The sequence below is a fragment of the Streptomyces sp. NPDC096046 genome (genome assembly GCF_040303285.1).
Taxonomy (GTDB): domain Bacteria; phylum Actinomycetota; class Actinomycetes; order Streptomycetales; family Streptomycetaceae; genus Streptomyces.
Map to the genome: position 1 here is coordinate 20,589 of NZ_JBEOSZ010000016.1, position 17,271 is coordinate 37,859.

General features: G+C 72.3%; 10 protein-coding genes and 1 pseudogene. 2 read left to right on the forward strand and 9 right to left on the reverse strand.

All coding sequences use genetic code 11. From position 1 onward, the window contains the following. Positions 1-15: 15 nt before the first annotated feature. From ABTX62_RS16400 to ABTX62_RS16435, 8 genes are all read right to left on the reverse strand, one after another. A complete protein-coding gene (locus ABTX62_RS16400) occupies positions 16-921 on the reverse strand; it encodes a universal stress protein (protein WP_352116794.1) in 906 nt (301 codons plus the stop codon). 257 nt (positions 922-1,178) lie between these two features. Continuing rightward, on the reverse strand, positions 1,179-3,887 hold the full coding sequence (locus ABTX62_RS16405; RefSeq protein WP_352116795.1) for a cation-translocating P-type ATPase: 2,709 nt from the start codon (positions 3,885-3,887) through the stop codon (positions 1,179-1,181). Positions 3,888-3,889: 2 nt separating this feature from the next. Continuing rightward, positions 3,890-4,759: a universal stress protein gene (locus ABTX62_RS16410; RefSeq protein ID WP_352116796.1), complete on the reverse strand. Its 870-nt coding sequence runs from the start codon at positions 4,757-4,759 to the stop codon at positions 3,890-3,892. Between the two features lie 451 nt (positions 4,760-5,210). After that, positions 5,211-6,098, reverse strand: coding sequence for a universal stress protein (locus tag ABTX62_RS16415; RefSeq protein ID WP_352116797.1), 888 nt, complete (start codon positions 6,096-6,098; stop codon positions 5,211-5,213). A gap of 78 nt (positions 6,099-6,176) precedes the next feature. Beyond that, positions 6,177-8,873: a bifunctional acetate--CoA ligase family protein/GNAT family N-acetyltransferase gene (locus ABTX62_RS16420; protein ID WP_352116798.1), complete on the reverse strand. Its 2,697-nt coding sequence runs from the start codon at positions 8,871-8,873 to the stop codon at positions 6,177-6,179. Positions 8,874-9,020: 147 nt separating this feature from the next. After that, complete coding sequence (locus tag ABTX62_RS16425; RefSeq protein WP_352116799.1) at positions 9,021-9,881, reverse strand: universal stress protein; 861 nt, start codon at positions 9,879-9,881, stop codon at positions 9,021-9,023. 2 nt (positions 9,882-9,883) lie between these two features. Then, positions 9,884-10,909 carry an alcohol dehydrogenase AdhP gene (gene adhP, locus ABTX62_RS16430; RefSeq protein ID WP_352116800.1) on the reverse strand — a complete coding sequence of 342 codons (1,026 nt, stop codon included), beginning with the start codon at positions 10,907-10,909 and terminating at the stop codon, positions 9,884-9,886. 39 nt (positions 10,910-10,948) lie between these two features. Then, positions 10,949-11,893, reverse strand: coding sequence for a universal stress protein (locus ABTX62_RS16435; protein WP_352116801.1), 945 nt, complete (start codon positions 11,891-11,893; stop codon positions 10,949-10,951). Positions 11,894-12,123: 230 nt separating this feature from the next. Between ABTX62_RS16435 and ABTX62_RS16440 the strand changes: the two are divergent. Beyond that, a pseudogene (locus ABTX62_RS16440) lies at positions 12,124-12,453 on the forward strand (PEP/pyruvate-binding domain-containing protein); the annotation flags it as partial. Positions 12,454-12,506: 53 nt separating this feature from the next. Here ABTX62_RS16440 and ABTX62_RS16445 read toward each other — a convergent pair. Further along, a complete protein-coding gene (locus tag ABTX62_RS16445; protein ID WP_352116802.1) occupies positions 12,507-14,891 on the reverse strand; it encodes a phosphoketolase family protein in 2,385 nt (794 codons plus the stop codon). 823 nt (positions 14,892-15,714) lie between these two features. Between ABTX62_RS16445 and ABTX62_RS16450 the strand changes: the two genes are divergently transcribed. Next, positions 15,715-17,097, forward strand: a complete 1,383-nt coding sequence (locus ABTX62_RS16450; RefSeq protein WP_352116803.1) for an L-serine ammonia-lyase — start codon at positions 15,715-15,717, stop codon at positions 17,095-17,097. Positions 17,098-17,271 lie beyond the last annotated feature (174 nt).

Consider the following 17,271-nt stretch of genomic DNA (forward strand, 5'->3'; position numbering starts at 1 on the left):
TCCGCGACCGGAGGGTCAGTCGTGCGCGACGACGGCGACGGGGGCGGCGGCGTGATGCATGACCGCGTGAGCCACGGACCCGATGTGCACGCCCAGCCGATTGCGGCGACGCCGCCTGCCGACGACGACGAGGGAGGCGTCGCGGGAGGAGTCGACGAGGAGGTTCGCGGCGCTGCCCGGACGGGAGACCTCGGCGACCTCGACGTCCGGGTACTTCTGCCGCCAGGGCCGCAGCGCCTCGGTGAGCGCGGTGGCCTCCGCCCGGGCGAACTCCTCGTGCGACGCGAAACCCGCTCCCATGGTGTAGACGGCGTAGGGCGACAGGTCCCAGCCGTGTACGACGGTCAGCGGGGCCTGACGGCACCCGGCCTCCTGGAAGGCGAAGTCGAGCACGCTCTCGGCGGGGCGGTCGGTGTCCAGGCCCAGGACCACGGGCCGGAACGCGGTGGCGGCAGACGGGATGCCGGCGGAATCCCTGACATGTTCGTCCACGGCCTGCTCCCCGGCGCGCACGAGGACCACGGCCGTCTCGGTACGGGCGACCACGCTCTGCCCTATGGAGCCCACCAGGAAGCCTCCGAGGCCGCTCAGGGCACGGGAGCCGAGGACCAGCAGTTCCGCCCCGCCCGCCGCCTCCACCAGGGCGTCGGTCCGCGAGCCGGTCAGTTGCTCGATGCCCACTTCGACATCCGGGTGGCGCACCCGCAGGCCCTCGGCGGTCTCACGCGGAATCCGCTCGGTCCAGTGCCGGTGGGTCTCCGCGCCGAGGAGCGGAGCCTGCGCCATGCGTGCGGGTACCGGTTGCCACACGTGAACCAGCTTCACCGCCAGCCCGCGCAGCGCTGCCTCACGGGCGGCCCAGTCCGCGGCGGCCCGGCTCTCCAGCGAGCCATCGAGTCCCACGATGATCATACCGGGCATGAAGCCCACCTCCTGTGTCGGGTCAACCGCTACGACCTTGCCGTTCAGCGGTTTTCCGGGCCAGGGGCCGATGGGCCCGGAGGGGGCCCGACCGGCCCCATCGACCGACCGCTCCGGGTGGAGAACCACTTGGGCATGGCCGTCACCTGCTCGCCGATATGCGGGACGCCCCTCACTCACGGTCGAACGGAAGCCGAACCCGACGGGCCGACCGAATGGCCCATGGTCCCCTTCTCGGACCTCGTGGGTGCCGGGTCTCATGGGGTCAATGCCGGTGCTGCGCGCCGAGCGTGTGCGGCCCGCCAGACGTGCTCGGTCAGCAGCACGGTGAAGGCGGTGGCGAGGCAGATCGCCCACTGCGCCGGGCTGAGGGCGACGGTGTCGAAGACTCCTTGGGCGACCGGCGCCTGTACGGCGACGACTTGGAGGGTGAGGACGGCGGCCAGGCAGATCCACAGGGTGCGGTTGTGCAGCTGGTGGCGTCCGAGGACGGGGCCGTCCTCGCTGCGCGCGGCCAGGGCGTTGCAGAGCTGGAAGAGGACGAACGTGGTGAAGGCCATGGTGGCGGCGGTCGCGGTGTCGGTGAGGTGACGGGCGCCGGCGAACACCACCAGGGTGCCGGCGGCCATGACGGCGCCGGAACGGATGACGGCGGCCAGGCGGCGGGCGTTCAGGATGCGTTCGCCGGACGGGCGGGGCGGACGCCGCATCACGTTGTCCCCCGGTGGGTCGACGGCCAGGGCCATGGCGGGCGGCCCGTCCATGATGATGTTGACCCACAGCAGCTGGATCGCGGACATGGGGGCGGGCATCCCGGCCAGTACGGTGGCGAGCAGGGTGAGGATGGCGCCGACGTTGGTGGACAGCTGGAAGCGGACGAAAGTGACGATGTTGTCGTAGATGGAGCGACCCTCACGGACCGCACGGACGATGGTGGAGAAGTCGTCGTCGGTCAGCACGATGTCGGCGGCCTCTTTGGCCACGTCGGTGCCGGTGACGCCCATCGCGACGCCGATGTGGGCAGCGCGCAGGGCAGCGGCGTCGTTGACTCCGTCCCCGGTCATGGCCACGATGTGGCCGCGCCGGGCCAGCGCGCGGACGATGGTCACCTTGTGCTCGGGGGCGACGCGGGCGAAGACACCGATGTCCTCGATGCGGTCCGCCAGTTCGTCGTCGCTCATCCGGGCCAATTCGGCGCCGGAGACAACCTCGCCGGTGATGCCGAGTTCGCGGGCGATGGCGGTCGCGGTGTCGGCATGGTCCCCGGTGATCATCTTGACGGTGACGCCGGCCTCCCGGGCCAGGGCGACCGCGTCGCGGGCCTCGGGGCGGGGCGGGTCGGCGATCCCGGCGACGGCGGTCAGGGTCAGCCCGCGGACCTCGTCCGGGTGGGCCCGGCCGGCGGTCGCGGTCGCGGCGCCCAGGACGCGCAGGCCCTGGCCGCCCATCCGCCGGGCGGCGTCGGTGACTTCCCGGCGGCGCTCGGTGTCGAGCAGGGCGGGCCCGTGCTCGGTCAGGACGTGGGTGCAGCGGTCCAGCAGGACGTCGACGGCTCCCTTGGCGTGGACGACGGTCCGGCCGTCGGTGTCACGGTGGAAGGTGGCCATGTACTTGGCGGCCGGGTCGAAGGGCACCTCACCCGTACGCGGCACGTGCCCGCGCGGTTCGGCGTCGAGGCCGGCCTTGGCGGCGAGCACGATCAGGGCGGCCTCGGTGGGGTCGCCGGTGACACCTTCCGGAGTGCGGCGGGCGTCGTTGCACAGCCCGAACGGCAGCACCGCGTCCCGCACGTCCACGCCGGTCCCGTCGGCGGCGAGCACCGTGCCGGTGGTGTCGTAGCCCTCGCCGGTCACCTCGTGGTCGCATCCGGCCGCCCACAGGGCGCGGACGGTCATCTCGTTCATGGTGAGCGTGCCGGTCTTGTCGCTGCACACCACGGTCGCCGAGCCGAGCGCCTCCACGGAGGCCAGCCGCTTGACGATGGCTCCGCGGCGGGCCATGCGGTAGACGCCCAGGGCCAGCGTGAGCGCGAGAACGGCGGGCAGCCCTTCGGGGATCGCCGCGACGGCCAGGGCCACCGCCCGCAGCGCGAGGTCGGCCGGCTCATCGCCGCGCAGGAGGGCCACGCATGCGTAGGCGGCCACGGCGACTCCGCTGATCGCGGCGAGGCGCCGGCCCAGGCTGTCCATCTGGACCTGGAGCGGGCTGGGCGGTTCCGCGCCGGTGCGCAGTGCCTCGGCGATCGCGCCGACCTCCGTGCGCATGCCGGTGGCCGTGACGATCATCTCGGCGCGGCCGCGGGTCAGCGCGGTGTTCATGAAGAGCATGCCCGTGCGGTCGGCGACGGGTACCGACTCGTCTCCGTCGGCCGCGGTGGGTGCGGTCGACTTGGTGACGGGATGGGACTCGCCGGTCAGCGCGGCTTCGGCGGCCTCGACCGTCTCGGCGACGACCAGGCGCCCGTCGGCCGGGATACGGTCTCCGGCTCCCAGGAGGACGATGTCGCCGGGCACGAGGGCGACGGCCGGGATCGTCCTCACCCGGCCGTCGCGGCGCACGCGCGCGGTGGGGACCAGCATCCGGCGCAGCGCTTCCAGGCTGCGCTCGGCCCGCCGTTCCTGCAGGTAGCCGATGGTGGCGTTGATGAGCAGGACGACGGTGATGACCAGGGCGTCCTTGACCTCGCCGATGATCCCGGCGATGACGGCGGCGGCGAGCAGGATGCCGATCAGCCAGCTGCGGAACTGGTCCAGCAGGCGCAGCCACTGCGGCCTGCGGGCCGGTTGCGCCAGCTCGTTGGCTCCCCACTCGGTGGCCCTCCGCTCGGCGTCCACCCTGGTCAGACCCATGGCCGGGACCACCGCGAGCGAGTCCGCCACGTCAGTGGCGTCGCGTCGGTAGGCGTCCGGCCGCAGGGGCGCCCGTGCCGGCGAAGTGGGATCGTCCAGCCTGGTCCGCTGAGACACGGTCACTCCTCCCCGCGGACGACGGTGACGGGGCAGTGGGCGTGGTGCAGCAGGGCCTGGCTGACCGAACCGAGAAGGAGCCCGGTGAAACCGCCGCGTCCCCGGGCACCGACGACCACCAGCTGAGCACCTCGGCCGGCATCGATGAGGGCCTGACGGACACGGGAGCGCACCAGGCGTCGCTCCACCGTCACCTGAGGGAACTTCCCCTGCCAGGCGCTGACCGCCTCGTCCAGCAGCTGCTGTTCGGCCTCGCGGAGCCGGTCGGCGTCCGCCACCATGGCGTTCAGGGGGTCGCCGGGACCCTCGTAGGCGTGCTCGCTCCAGGTGTTCCAGACGTGCACGGCCACCAGCGGCGCCTTGCGCAGGGCCGCCTCAGTGAAGGCGAACTCCACCGCGTCCGCGCCGGCTTCGGAGCCGTCCACGGCCAGCACCACCGGACCGGCCGGGTCGGGGCGGCCTCGTACCACCATCAGAGGGCAGTGGCCGTGTGCGGCCAGGTGGATGGCCGTCGAGCCCAGCAACAACCCGGAGAAGCCGCTCAGGCCCCGGCTGCCGACCACGGCCAGCGAGGCCGACCGCGACTCGATCTCCAGTACCTCGGCTGCCTCCCCGGCCACCACCGACCGGGTGACGGCCACATCCGGCGCTGCCGTGTGGGCCAGTTCCTCGGCGCGGGCCAGCACTCCGTGGGTCATCGGCTCAAGACCGTGGCCGGCCGGGCTCCAGGGCGGACTGCCGGCCGGCCGGCGCCCGAACGCGTGCACGATCCGCAAAGGGGCGCCACGCAGCTGCGCCTCACGGGCCGCGACCTCGACCGCCTCAAGACTGGAGGCGGAGCCGTCCACCCCTGCGATCACCGGATGAGTCACTGGGTTCTCCTGTTCCCGAGCGCCGCCGATGTGCGGCTTCTCGTCTCCCAGCCTCGGCTCAGCCGCTCGTTGTGCCCAGGGGCCACAGGGCCGTACCGAGGGCCGTTCGGCCCTGGCCGAGTGTCCGCGGGCGACCCGGGCACCGGGCACCGGGCACCGGGCACCGGGCACCCATGAGCAGGTCCACCCGTGGTACGGGAAGCACGAGGGCCACCGGCAGGCAGAGCGACACGCCGAAGGCCCGCGGCGGTGTGGTCCGCCACGGGCCCGAGCCACCGGCCGCCGCCCGTGGCGCCCTCCCCTCGCCGTCACCGGCACCTCGGCGCGTGGCCGCCTCACGGCCCCGCACCGGCCATGACCTGGCGCCCCGCGCATCCGCGGCTGCCCTCACCCCACCCGGCACGCGACCCGCCCGCGTCCCGGGACGGGTAGGGCCCCGCACCTGGTGCGGTCAGTCCCGCGCGACCGCCGCCCGCACCACCGCCACCGGGCAGTGGGCGTGGTGGAGGAGGGCCTGGCTGACCGAGCCGAGCAGCAACCCGGCGAAGCCGCCGCGCCCCCGGGCACCGACCACGACCAACTGCGCGGACCGGCTGGCGTCGATCAACGCCTCCCGGGTTCGGCCGCGCATCACTTTCTGCTCCACCACCACACCCGGATACCGTGCCCGGTGGCCGGCCAGCGCCTCGGACAGCAGGCGCTCCTCCTGCCCGGCGAGGGCGCCCGGCGGGTTCGCGTACGGAGCCGACGCATCCTGCGGCGCGGACATCGGCGCGTTCCACGTGGTCCAGGCGTGCAGCGCCACCAGCGGCGCCTTCCGCAGCTCGGCCTCGGCGAAGGCGAACTCCACCGCCCGCTCCCCCGCGGCCGAGCCGTCGACGCCCAGCACCACCGGATCGTCCGCACTCGGCCCCTCCCGGACCACCAGCACCGGACACCGGCCGTGCGCCGCCAGGTGCACCGCCGTCGACCCCACCAGCAGCCCGACGAACCCGCCCATGCCCCGGGAGCCCACCACCACCAGCTCTGCCGCGCGCGACTGGGCCTCCAGGACCGTCAGGGAATCACCCGCCACCACCGCACCGTTCACGTCGACCTCCGGTGCCGTCGCCCGCGCACGCTCGACCGCTTCGGTCACCAGACGGTCGGCCATCTTCCGAAGCCCCCCGTCGGGCGGACCCAACGGCGAGGGACCCAAGGGCACATGCATCGCCGGCCAGACGAACGCGTGCACCACCCTGAGCTTCGCCCCACGCGCCCGCGCCTCCCGGACCGCCGCCTCCACCGCGGCGAGACTCGACGCCGACCCGTCCACACCCACGACCACCAGACCACTCATCGTGCCTCCTCCACTCGAACCTTCCTGGTTCTTCTCTCCAGCCCACCCCGGGCACCGCCTCCTCATGTCTGTTCCTCCTCAGCGCAGTCGTCGCAGATAGGGGTCCTGCGGCCGACGGGGCAGCAGGCGTATCCGCGCGTCGAGAACGGTGTCCCCGCCGGGTGTGGCGAGGATCGGGTTGAAGTCGGCTTCGGCGAGCTGCGGCAGGTCCATGGCCATCCGGGACAGCCCGTGGAGTACCTGTTCCAGTCCCTCCAGGTCGACAGGACCTCCGCCGTGCGGGCCGAAGAGCAGGGGTGCACAGCGCGGGGCGGTGATCAGGTCGTGCACATCGTTGCCGGTGAGCGGGGCGAGACGGGCGGTGTGGTCGGCGAGCACTTCCGTCGCCGTGCCTCCCAGGCCGAAGACGACGAGCGGGCCGAAGACGCCGTCCTGGACGACGCCGGCGAACAGTTCGGTGCCGCGGGGTGCGAGCGGCTGGACGACGACTCCGGTCATGAGTCCTTCGAAGCGGGTTCGCAGGTCCCGGAAGGCCGTGCGTACCTGGGCCTCGTCGCGCAGGTCGAGGCGGACGGCCTGCTGGAGGCTCTTGTGTACGAGTCCGGGCCAATGCGCCTTGAGGACCACTGGGCCGTCGGTGCCGCGCAGGCGTTCGGCGGCCACTACGGCGTCGTCCTCGGTCTCGGCCCAGGCCCAGGGCTGCTGCGGAATGCCGTAGCAGGAGAGGAGGTCGGCGCAGGCACGCGGGTCCAGCCAGCCTCCGTCCGGCTGCTGGGCGAGAAAGCCGTCCACCAGGGCGTGCGCACGGGAGCCGTCGATGTCGTCCAGGTCCGGCACGGTGCCGACGGGCCGGGCGAGCCATGCCGCCCGTCGGGCGGCATGGGCCAGCGCTCGTGCCGCCGCCTGCGGTTCGGCGTACGAGGGAACCGCCTCGCCGTCGGCGACGGGCAGCAGGGTGACCGGCAGGTCCTGTTCCAGGCGTACGACGATGACGGGCTTGGCCCGGCGGCCGGGCCCCCGGGTGACGGCCCGGACCAGGTCGTCGCCCGTCGCCGCGGCGACCGCGGTGGGGACGAGGGCCACCAGGACCGCGTCGACGGCCGGGTGACCCGCAAGCCGCTCGACGCAGGTGCTCAGCGTGTCCTCGGTCACGGCGGCGGTGGCGTCCACGGGGTTGCCGGCGCTCGCTCCGGCGGGCAGCAGGGCGAGCAGGTCGTCGGCCAGTTCGGGGCTGGGCGGGTTGAGGGTCAGCCCGGTTTCGGCGCAAGCGTCGGCGGCCAGGACCCCCGCGCCGCCGGCGTTGGTGATCACGGCGACGCGGGTGCCGGCCGGCAGTGGCTGCGCGTGCAGCAGGGCCGCCGCTTCCAGCAGTTCGCCGACCGAGCGGGTCGCGGTGATGCCGGCCTGGGTGAACAGTGCTTGGCGGGTCATCGTGCCGGTGGCTGCGGCGGCGGTGTGCGAGGCGGCGGCGCGGCGGCCTGCGTCGGTGCGTCCGGCGTCGACGGTCAGCACCGGCAGGCGCCGGGTGACACGCCGGGCGGTGCGGGAGAAGGCCCGCGGGTTGCCGAAGGACTCCAGGTGGAGCAGGGCGAGGTCGGTGTGGCCGTCGCTCTCCCACCACTGGAGCAGGTCGTTGCCGCTGACGTCGTACTTGTCGCCGAGCGAGGCGAACGTGGAGACGCCGATGCCCAGCCGGGCCAGCCCTTCCAGCAGGGCAATACCGATGCCACCGGACTGTACGGCGACCCCTGCGGTCCCGGCGCGCGGGTGTGCGGCGGCGAAGGTGGCGTCGAACCGGTACCCGGGGGCGGTGTTGGCCACGCCGAGGCAGTTGGGGCCGACCAGGCGTATCCCGTGGGTCCGGCAGGCGGTGAGCAGGGCCTCGGACTGCTTCGTGTCGAGTCCGGCGGAGACCACGACGAGGGCGCGTACGCCCGCCTTTCCGCACTCCTCGGCGACGGCCGGCACGGTCCCGGCCGGGCTCGCCACGACGACCAGGTCAGGGGCGATGGGAAGGGCGCTGACGGAGGGATAGGACGGTACCCCGAGGATCGCCTCGGCGGCCGGGTTCACGGCGAACAGGCGGCCCGTGAAGCCGTCCTGGTGGAGGTGGTGCAGCAGGGCGCGTCCCACCGAGCCGGGCCGGCGGCCGGCCCCGACGACGGCGATGGACCGCGGCTTCAGCAGCGGCTCCAGGCTGGCCACGTCGGCGGTCCGTCCCCGGGCCTCCGAGGCCCTCAGGTAGGTCTCGTTCTCGTGCAGGTCGATGGTGCAGTGCACCTCGGGGCCGTCGAACCGCCTGGTCGCGGCGAGGCCGAGGTCGGCGAAGAGGCGCAGCACCTCGTGGTTGTCGCTGAGGGCGTCGGCGGTGAAGGCGGTGATGCCGTCGGCCCGGGCGGCCGAGACGAGGTGCTCGACGAGCAGGGTTCCCACGCCGCGGTGGTGCAGGCCGTCGGCGACCGCGACGGCGAGTTCGGCGGTGTGCGGCGCGTCGGACGGGGCGTGGTACTCGACGAGGCCGATGACCTGTCCGGCGCGTTCGGCGAGGAGGGCCCGGTGCCCGCGCCGGGCCGGCGCACATACGGTGTCCGCGGCCAGGCCGGCGGAGCGGGAGCCGGCTGAGAAGAAGCGCAGGCGGCGGTTGTCCGGGGACATCTCCGCGTAGAGTCCCTCCAGCTGGTCGTGGTCCCCGGGCCCGACGGCACGGATGCGGACGGTGGTGCCGTCCGTGAGCAGCGCGTGGACCACGGAGCGGTGCGGCGTGTCGTCCTTCATGGTGGTTCCCCTTCGAGCCGCTCGGTTCCTTCGACCTGTCGAGCATCTGTCACGATGTCGGTCGCGCCCAGGGACCGAACGGGGACGCCAGGAGGGCCGGTTGGCCCCCGTCTGCCTCCGGTCGTCCCGGGCAGCGGCTCCGGACGGTCACGCCGTGTCGGGTACGACCGCCACCGGACAGGCGGAGTGGTGCAGGAGCGTGTGGGCGACCCGGCCGAGGCGGTGCCCGAACTGCCCGGGGCGCCGTCGGCCGACGACCAGCAGGTCCGCCTCGTGCGAGGCGTTCAGCAGCACTCGGCGGGCAGCCCCCTCGAGCGTGTGCCGGCGCAGCCGCACATCCGCTGGGGCGCCGGCGAGCGCGGCCTCCAGTTCCTTGGCCGCCCGTTCCTCGTACATACGCTCGGGCGTGCCCGCGAGCAGCGGATGGCCGGCCGGCTCGTGGGTGGGGCAACGCCATGCACGTACCGCGTCCAGGGCGGTCCCGCGCCGCCGGGCCTCCTCGTAGGCGAAGCGCACCGATGCCGTGGGTGCGTCGGCCACGCCGACGACTACGCGGCCGCGCCGGCCGTCGGCCCGGTTGTCGTGGTTGCCGCGTATCACGATGACCGGGCAGTCCGCCGCGGTGGCCACGGTCAGGCTGACGGAGCCGAGCAGGAGGTCGGCGAGTTCCCCGCGCCCGCGGGTGCCAACGATCACGGCGGAGGCGTTGCGGGCCTCGCGCAGGAGGACGTACTCCGGTTCTTCGGCCACCGCTTCGTTGGTGACGGCGAGGTCCGGGTGGCGACGACGGGCGCGGCGGGTGGCGACGACGAGGATGTCGCCGGAGGTGACGTGACCGGGCGGCTTGCCGAATTCGCGGGCGAGCGAGGCGCCTTCGTAGCGGTCCCAGCGGTAGGCGTGGACGATCCGCAGGGGGAGTCCGTGCAGGGCGGCCTCGTCGGCCGCCCAGTCGACGGCCCTGAGGCTCGACTCGGAGCCGTCGACTCCGACGACCAGGGGCAGGTACATCGCTATCGGCCTCCCGCGTTGAGATCGAACACGATCCGGGCCTTGACCTGGCCACGGAGGACCTCGTCGATGCAGTCGTTGACGGCGGCGAGCGGGCGGGTCTCCCGGATGACCTTCGTGCGCCCCTCGGCGTGCAGCTGGAAAACCTCGGCGAGGTCCTGCCGGGTGCCGACGATGGAGCCGATGACCGAAGTGCCGTTGAGGACGGTGTCGAAGATCGGGACCTGGAGGGTGCCGTGCGCCGGCAGGGCCACCATGACCAGTTTCCCGCCGCGCCGCAGACCGAAGTTGACGGCCTGGAAAGCGGCCGGGTTCACCGCGAGGGCGAGGGCCGCGTGCGCGCCACCGTGTCGCTTCAGCTCGGCGCCGACGTCCTGGGTACGGGCGTCGATGACGATGTCGGCGCCGAGCTCCCGGGCCAGTTGCAGTTTGTCGTCGGTGACGTCGATCGCGGCGACCCGCGCTCCGGCGATCTTCGCGTACTGCACCGCGAGGTGCCCCAGTCCGCCCACGCCCGAGATCGCGACGAGCTGGGCGGGCCTGACGTCCGCGACCTTCAGTGCCTTGTAGGTGGTGACGCCCGCGCAGGTGAGCGGCGCGGCGTCGAGGGCGCTGACGCCCTCGGGCACCGGCTGGGCGAAGTCGGCCCAGGCCAGCATCCTCTCGGCGTACCCGCCGTCGCAGCCGTACCCGGTGTTGACCTGGCTCTCGCACAGGGTCTCCCAGCCGGACCGGCAGTGCTCGCACCGTCCGCACGCCTTGCCGAGCCAGGGCACGGCGACGCGGTCCCCGACGGAGAGGTGGGTCACGCCGTCGCCCAGTTTCTCGACGATGCCGACGCCCTCGTGCCCGGGGACGAACGGCAGTGCGGGCTTGACCGGCCAGTCGCCGTACGCGGCGTGGATGTCGGTGTGGCACAGGCCGGATGCCTCGACGGCCACGAGCACCTGCCCCGTTCCGGGCTCCGGATCGGGCCTCTCCTCGATGACCAGAGGCTTGCCGAACTCTCGGACGACCGCTGCCTTCATGGTGCCTGCTCCCTCTGTGCTTGTCTTCGATGGGCCGCGTCAGTCGTGCGGGACGACGGCGACGGGACATCCGGCGTGGTGCAGGACGGCGTGCGTGACCGGCCCCGTGAAGACACCGACCTGGTGATCGATGCCACGGCGGCCCACCACCAGAAGACCCGCGTCCTGAGCGGCCTGCACGAGGACCACCGCGGCGCGCCCCTCGGTGACCGTCTCGGTCACGGGAACGGTCGGGTACTTCTCCCGCCAGGGACGCAGCACGGCCGTCACGGTGCGCTCCTCGCCCGCCAGCACCCGGGCCTGCGGCCACGGGACGGGAGGCGGGCTTTCCGGGGCCGCGGACACCATGGGCGCGGAGGGAACGGGGGCGGGCCGGAAAGCCGTCCGGAAAGCGTGGACCACTGACAGGCCGGTGCCGCGTCTGCGGGCGGCGTCGAAGGCGAACTCGATCAGTTCCTCGCAAGGACGGTCCGTCTGCAGCCCGAGGACCACCTGGCGGTAGGGCGTCTCCGGTATCTCTTCCGGGGCGACGCCGTGCGTGGCCGGCAGGTGCTCGTCGGTGGCGGACCGTCCCGCCCGGACCAGTACGACCGGGCGGGCGGACCGGCCGACGACACGCTGGGAGACGGAGCCCGTCAAGAAGCCGCCCAGGGCTCCGAGGCCACGGGAACCGAGGACCAGCAGGTCGGCGACGGCCGCGGCCTTGAGCAGGCCGGCCACCGTGGCGTCGCACACGAGTCGGTCGGTGATCCGTAGTCCCGGATGGGCGGCCCGGACCCTGCGTACGGCCTCGCGCAGGAGCTGCTCGGCCCAGTCGCGCTCGGTGCTGTCCATGGGGACGTACGGCGCGGGGTGGGGGTGGCGGTGCCAGACGTGGATCACGCTGAGCCCGGTTCCGCGCCGCTGAGCCTCCTGGGCCGCCCAGTGCGCGGCGGCGAGTCCTTCGGTCGATCCGTCGATCCCCACCACGATGTCGTACGGCATGACGTGTGCCCTCCCTGGTCGTCGCATTCCGATGGCTCCGAGTCTCGTCCCGGCCGTGCCGGTGGTGCACGGGCCGTACAGCCCCGACAGGGTGCCGATGGTCCCTCCGAACGTCAGGTGCGGATCCGGGCCGACCGGTCCCCCACGCGGGACGGCCCGCACCTCGCGCCGAGCCCGCCCCCGTCCGGCGCTGGAACCGTCACGTCCCAACGCTTGAGGAGTGCAGCGTCATGGTCCGTTACGTGTACGACTTCACCGAGGGCGGCCGTGACATGGCCGATCTCCTCGGCGGCAAGGGATCCAACCCGGCGGAGATGACCCGGCTCGGGCTCCCCGTACCGACGGGATTCACCCTGGCCACCGAGGCGTGCCGCGCCTTCCTGAAAACGGGCAACGAACCCGCGGGCCTGTGGGAGGAGGTCTCCGCACACCTGGAGGCCCTGGAAGCATCCGCAGGCCGTTCGCTGGGACAGCCGGACGATCCGCTGCTGCTGTCCGTCCGCTCCGGCGCGAAGTTCTCCATGCCCGGCATGATGGAGACGATCCTCGACATCGTGCTCGCAGGGCCCGGACAGCGGATCCGACGTCCGCGGTCCGGGCCCCTCGGGCTCTGTCAGCCGTCCCACGTCCAGTCGGCGACCTCGGGCAGATCGACACCGTGCTCGCGGATGTAAGCGTGGTGGCGCAGCCGGGCGTCCTCCATGTCCTGACGTACGGCCGCCGCGCGCACCGCGAGGCCGGGGACGCGGTCGATGACGTCCATGACCAGCCGGTAGCGGTCCAGGTCATTGCGGACCACCATGTCGAACGGTGTGGTGGTGGTGCCCATCTCCTTGTAGCCGCGCACGTGCAGGTGCTGGTGGCCGGTGCGGCGGTAGGCCAGTCGGTGGATCAGCCAGGGGTAACCGTGGTAGGCGAAGACGACCGGCTTGTCAGGGGTGAACAGGCCGTCGTACTCGAAGTCGGTCATTCCATGGGGGTGTTCCTCGCTCGGCAGCAGTCGGGCGATGTCGACGACGTTCACGACCCGGACGGCCAGCTCCGGCAGGTGGTTCCTCAGCAGCTGTGCGGCGGCCAGTACCTCCAGTGTGGGGACATCGCCGGCTGCCGCGAGCACCACGTCCGGTTCCCGCTTGCCGCTGTCGGTGCCGGCCCAGTCCCAGATTCCGGCGCCGCGAGCGCAGTGCGCCTTGGCCTGTTCCATGGTCAGCCAGTCGAAGCAGGGCTGTTTCCCGGCGACGATGACGTTGACGTAGTCCTTGCTGCGCAGGGCGTGGTCGGCGACGGAGAGCAGGGTATTGGCGTCCGGCGGCAGGTAGACCCGGACGGCTTCGGGGCTCTTGTTGAGGATGTGGTCGACGAAGCCGGGGTCCTGGTGGGAGAAGCCGTTGTGGTCCTGGCGCCACACGTGGGAGGTGAGGAGGTAGTTGAGGGAGGCGATGGGGGCGCGCCAGGGCAGGCGGCGGGTCACGCGCAGCCACTTGATGTGCTGGTTGACCATCGAGTCGACGATGTGGACGAACGCCTCGTAGCAGGAGAACAGCCCGTGCCGGCCGGTGAGGAGGTACCCCTCCAGCCAGCCCTGACAGGTGTGTTCGGACAGGATCTCCATCACCCGGCCGTGGCGGTCCAGGTGCTCGTCCACCTCAAGGGTGCCGGCCTGCCATGCCTTGCCGCTGGCGCCGTAGACGGCCTGGAGGCGGTTGGAAGCCGTCTCGTCGGGGCCGACCAGGCGAAAGTCGCGTCGGTCGGCCGTCTCGCGCATGACGTTCTCCAGCAGGTCGCCGAGGACGCGCGTGGGTTCGTGCAGGGTCGCGCCCGGCTTGTCCACCGGGACGGCGTACCGCTCCAGCGGCGGCAGCGGGAGTTCGCGCACCAGCAGGCCGCCGTTGGCGTGCGGGGTCGACCCCAGCCTGCGAGTGCCGTCGGGGACATACGTCAGGACGTCAGGGCGAGGCGCTCCGTGTTCGTCGAACAGCTCCTGCGGCCGGTAGGAGCGCAGCCATTCCTCGAGCTGCCGCAGATGGTCGGGGTTGTCCCGGACGGCCGACAGGGGGACCTGGTGGGCTCGCCAGGTCCCTTCCACGGGAAGGCCGTCGACCTCGGCGGGGCCGGTCCAGCCCTTCGGGGTGCGCAGCACGATCATCGGCCAGCGGGGCCGCTCGGTCTCCCCGTCCTCGCGGGCGGCGCGCTGAATACCGGCGATGCGCTCGGCGGCGGTGTCCATGGCCCGGGCCATCGCGCGGTGGACGGCGGCCGGCTCGTCGCCGGTGACGTGGATCGGTTCGTGGCCGTACCCCCGGAGGAGTTCGTCGAGTTCGGATTCCGGAAGCCGGGACAGCACCGTGGGATTGGCGATCTTGTAGCCGTTGAGGTGCAGGATCGGCAGGACGGCGCCGTCCTGCACCGGGTCCAGGAACTTGTTGGAGTGCCAGGAGGCGGCCAGCGGCCCGGTCTCCGCCTCGCCGTCGCCGATGACACAGGTGACCAGCAGGCCGGGATTGTCGAAGGCGGCGCCGTAGGCGTGCGAGAGGGCGTATCCCAGTTCCCCGCCCTCATGGATGGAGCCCGGCGTCTCCGGAGCCACGTGACTGGGCACGCCTCCGGGAAACGAGAACTGCCGGAACAACCGAGCCATCCCGGCGGCGTCCCGGGTGATGTCCGGGTAGGTCTCCGTGTACGACCCTTCCAGCCAGGAGTTGGCCACCACGGCGGGGCCCCCGTGGCCGGGGCCCCAGACGCAGAGTGCTTCCATCCCTCGGGAGTGGATGAGCCGGTTGAGGTGTGTGTACACGAGGTTGAGGCCGGGTGACGTGCCCCAGTGACCGAGCAGCCGCGGCTTGACGTGCTCGGCGCGCAGCGGTTCGGTGAGCAGGGGATTGGACATCAGGTAGATCTGACCGACGGACAGGTAGTTCGCAGCACGCCAATGGGCGTCCAGCCTCCTCAATTCCTCGTCTGTGAGCGAACCGGACACCTGTTGCGAATGGACGGACATGCTGGGTTCCCTTGCGGATCGATGGTTCGGCCGACGGAGGGTTCTGCGAAGTCTTTCGTCCCACCCTCCCCCGTTCACCGGGTGCCCGACAGGGCCGACCGGGCCCTTTTGTGCACACGGCTTGGTACCGCCCACCCCACGGCGTCGCTTTGATCACTGGAAGCCGCCGACAAGCTCAAAGGCCACGGGAGCGACGCGCGGCCCAACTCCTGCGCTCCGACGCGCGCAGCACCTCCCGCAGCGCCAGTAGGCCCGATCTGGTCGTCATGGTCCTTCCCGCCCCCGCCGTTCCCGCATTGCCCTGTGCGGACAGGGCGCCGACCTGCGGCGTAGCGCCGACTCCCCCGCATCTCCCGCTTGTTGGGACACCGCCCAGCCGCCCCGGTCACGCTCCCTGCATCCCGTCGAATCCACCGGAAGGAATGCCGTGAGCCAGAAGAAGCAGAAGAACTCAATAACGCACCGGCTGACGTGCGGGGAAAACGCTCAGCCACCGGTGGACAAGGGATCGGCCAACAGGGTGAGAGGTCCGAATCCGGGCAATGCCGCGACCTGTGGCGACCTGACGTCCGGCTGTTCCCTGAGCGCTGTCTCGCCGGGGCCCGGCCCGGCCAGGCAGCGCTCTCGTCCGGCGCGCCCCGCGCCCCGCGTCGACGGCGCTGCGTCGGCGGCGGCTTGGCAGGTGTCTTGACAACCAGGGGCACAGAAGAAAGGCTGTTGCGTATAGAGATGCTGGTTGCCTCATCAGAAACCGAGTGTCCACGGTCGAGGGGTCTCGCTCGCACCTCCCGCCCCACCCACGCGCAGACAAGGGAGCCCGCTCGTGGCCATCTCCGTCTTCGACCTCTTCTCCATCGGCATAGGCCCGTCCAGTTCCCACACTGTCGGCCCCATGCGGGCCGCCCGCATGTTCGCCGGCAGGCTGGCGAAGGAGGATCTGCTTGCGCGGACGGCGTCTGTGCGGGCCGAACTCTTCGGCTCCCTGGGGGCCACCGGCCACGGTCACGGCACCCCCAAGGCCGTCCTGCTCGGTCTGGAGGGCAACGAGCCGCACACGGTGGACGTCGGCGTGGCCGAAGGCGACGTCGAGCGGATCAGGGCGACAGGAAGGCTGCGCCTGCTGGGCCGCGAGCTCGGCGACCTCCACGAGATCCGTTTCGACACGGAGCGGCAGTTGGTCCTGCACCGCCGCCGTTCCCTGCCCTACCACGCCAACGGCATGACCCTGTTCGCGTACGACGCCGAAGGGCTGTCCTTGCTGGAGGCCACCTACTACTCGGTCGGCGGCGGCTTCGTCGTGGACGAGGAAGCCGTGGGCGCGGACCGGGTCAAGGTCGACGACACGGTCGTGAAGTACCCGTTCGGCAGCGGCGACGAGTTGCTGCGCCTGACCCGGGAGACGGGTCTGTCGATCTCGGCGCTGATGCTGGAGAACGAACTGGCCTGGCGGAGCGAGGAGGAGATCCGCGCGGGGTTGCTGGAGATCTGGCGGGTGATGCGGGAGTGCGTGGCACGCGGCCTGTCGTGTGAGGGGATCCTGCCGGGTGGGCTCAGGGTCCGCCGCCGTTCCACCGCCGTGGCCAAGGCGCTGCGGGCCGAGGGCGACCCGGCCGGGCGGGCGTTGGAGTGGGTCACCCTCTACGCCATGGCGGTCAACGAGGAGAACGCGGCCGGCGGCCGGGTGGTGACCGCTCCGACGAACGGCGCGGCCGGCATCATCCCGGCGGTCCTGCACTACTACGTCAACTTCGTGCACGGAGCCGACGACGACGCCGTGGTCCGGTTCCTGCTGGCGGCCGGCGCCATCGGCCTGCTGTTCAAGGAGAACGCCTCGATCTCGGGCGCCGAGGTCGGCTGCCAGGGCGAGGTCGGCGCCGCCTGTTCCATGGCCGCGGGCGGCCTCGCGGAGGTGCTCGGCGGCTCGCCGGAACAGGTGGAGAACGCCGCCGAGATCGGCATGGAACACAACCTGGGCCTCACCTGTGACCCGGTCGGCGGCCTCGTGCAGATCCCGTGCATCGAGCGCAACGGCATGGCGGCGGTCAAGGCCGTCACCGCGGCCCGGATGGCCCTGCGGGGCGACGGCCGCCACCACGTCTCCCTGGACAAGGTCATCAAGACCATGAAGGAGACGGGTGCGGACATGAAGGTCAAGTACAAGGAGACGGCCCGCGGCGGGCTCGCGGTCAACGTCATCGAGTGCTGACGACGCGGCGGCGATGCGTGAGCGTGCCCGACCGGCCGTGAACATGCCTGACCGGACGGGTCCCGTCGGTCGCGAGCGGGCCTGACCCGGCAGAGTCCCCCGTCAGCCGCGAGCGTGCCACACCGGCCGGGTCCGGTCAGGCGTGGGCGTGCCCGACCGGACCCGGCCGGTTGG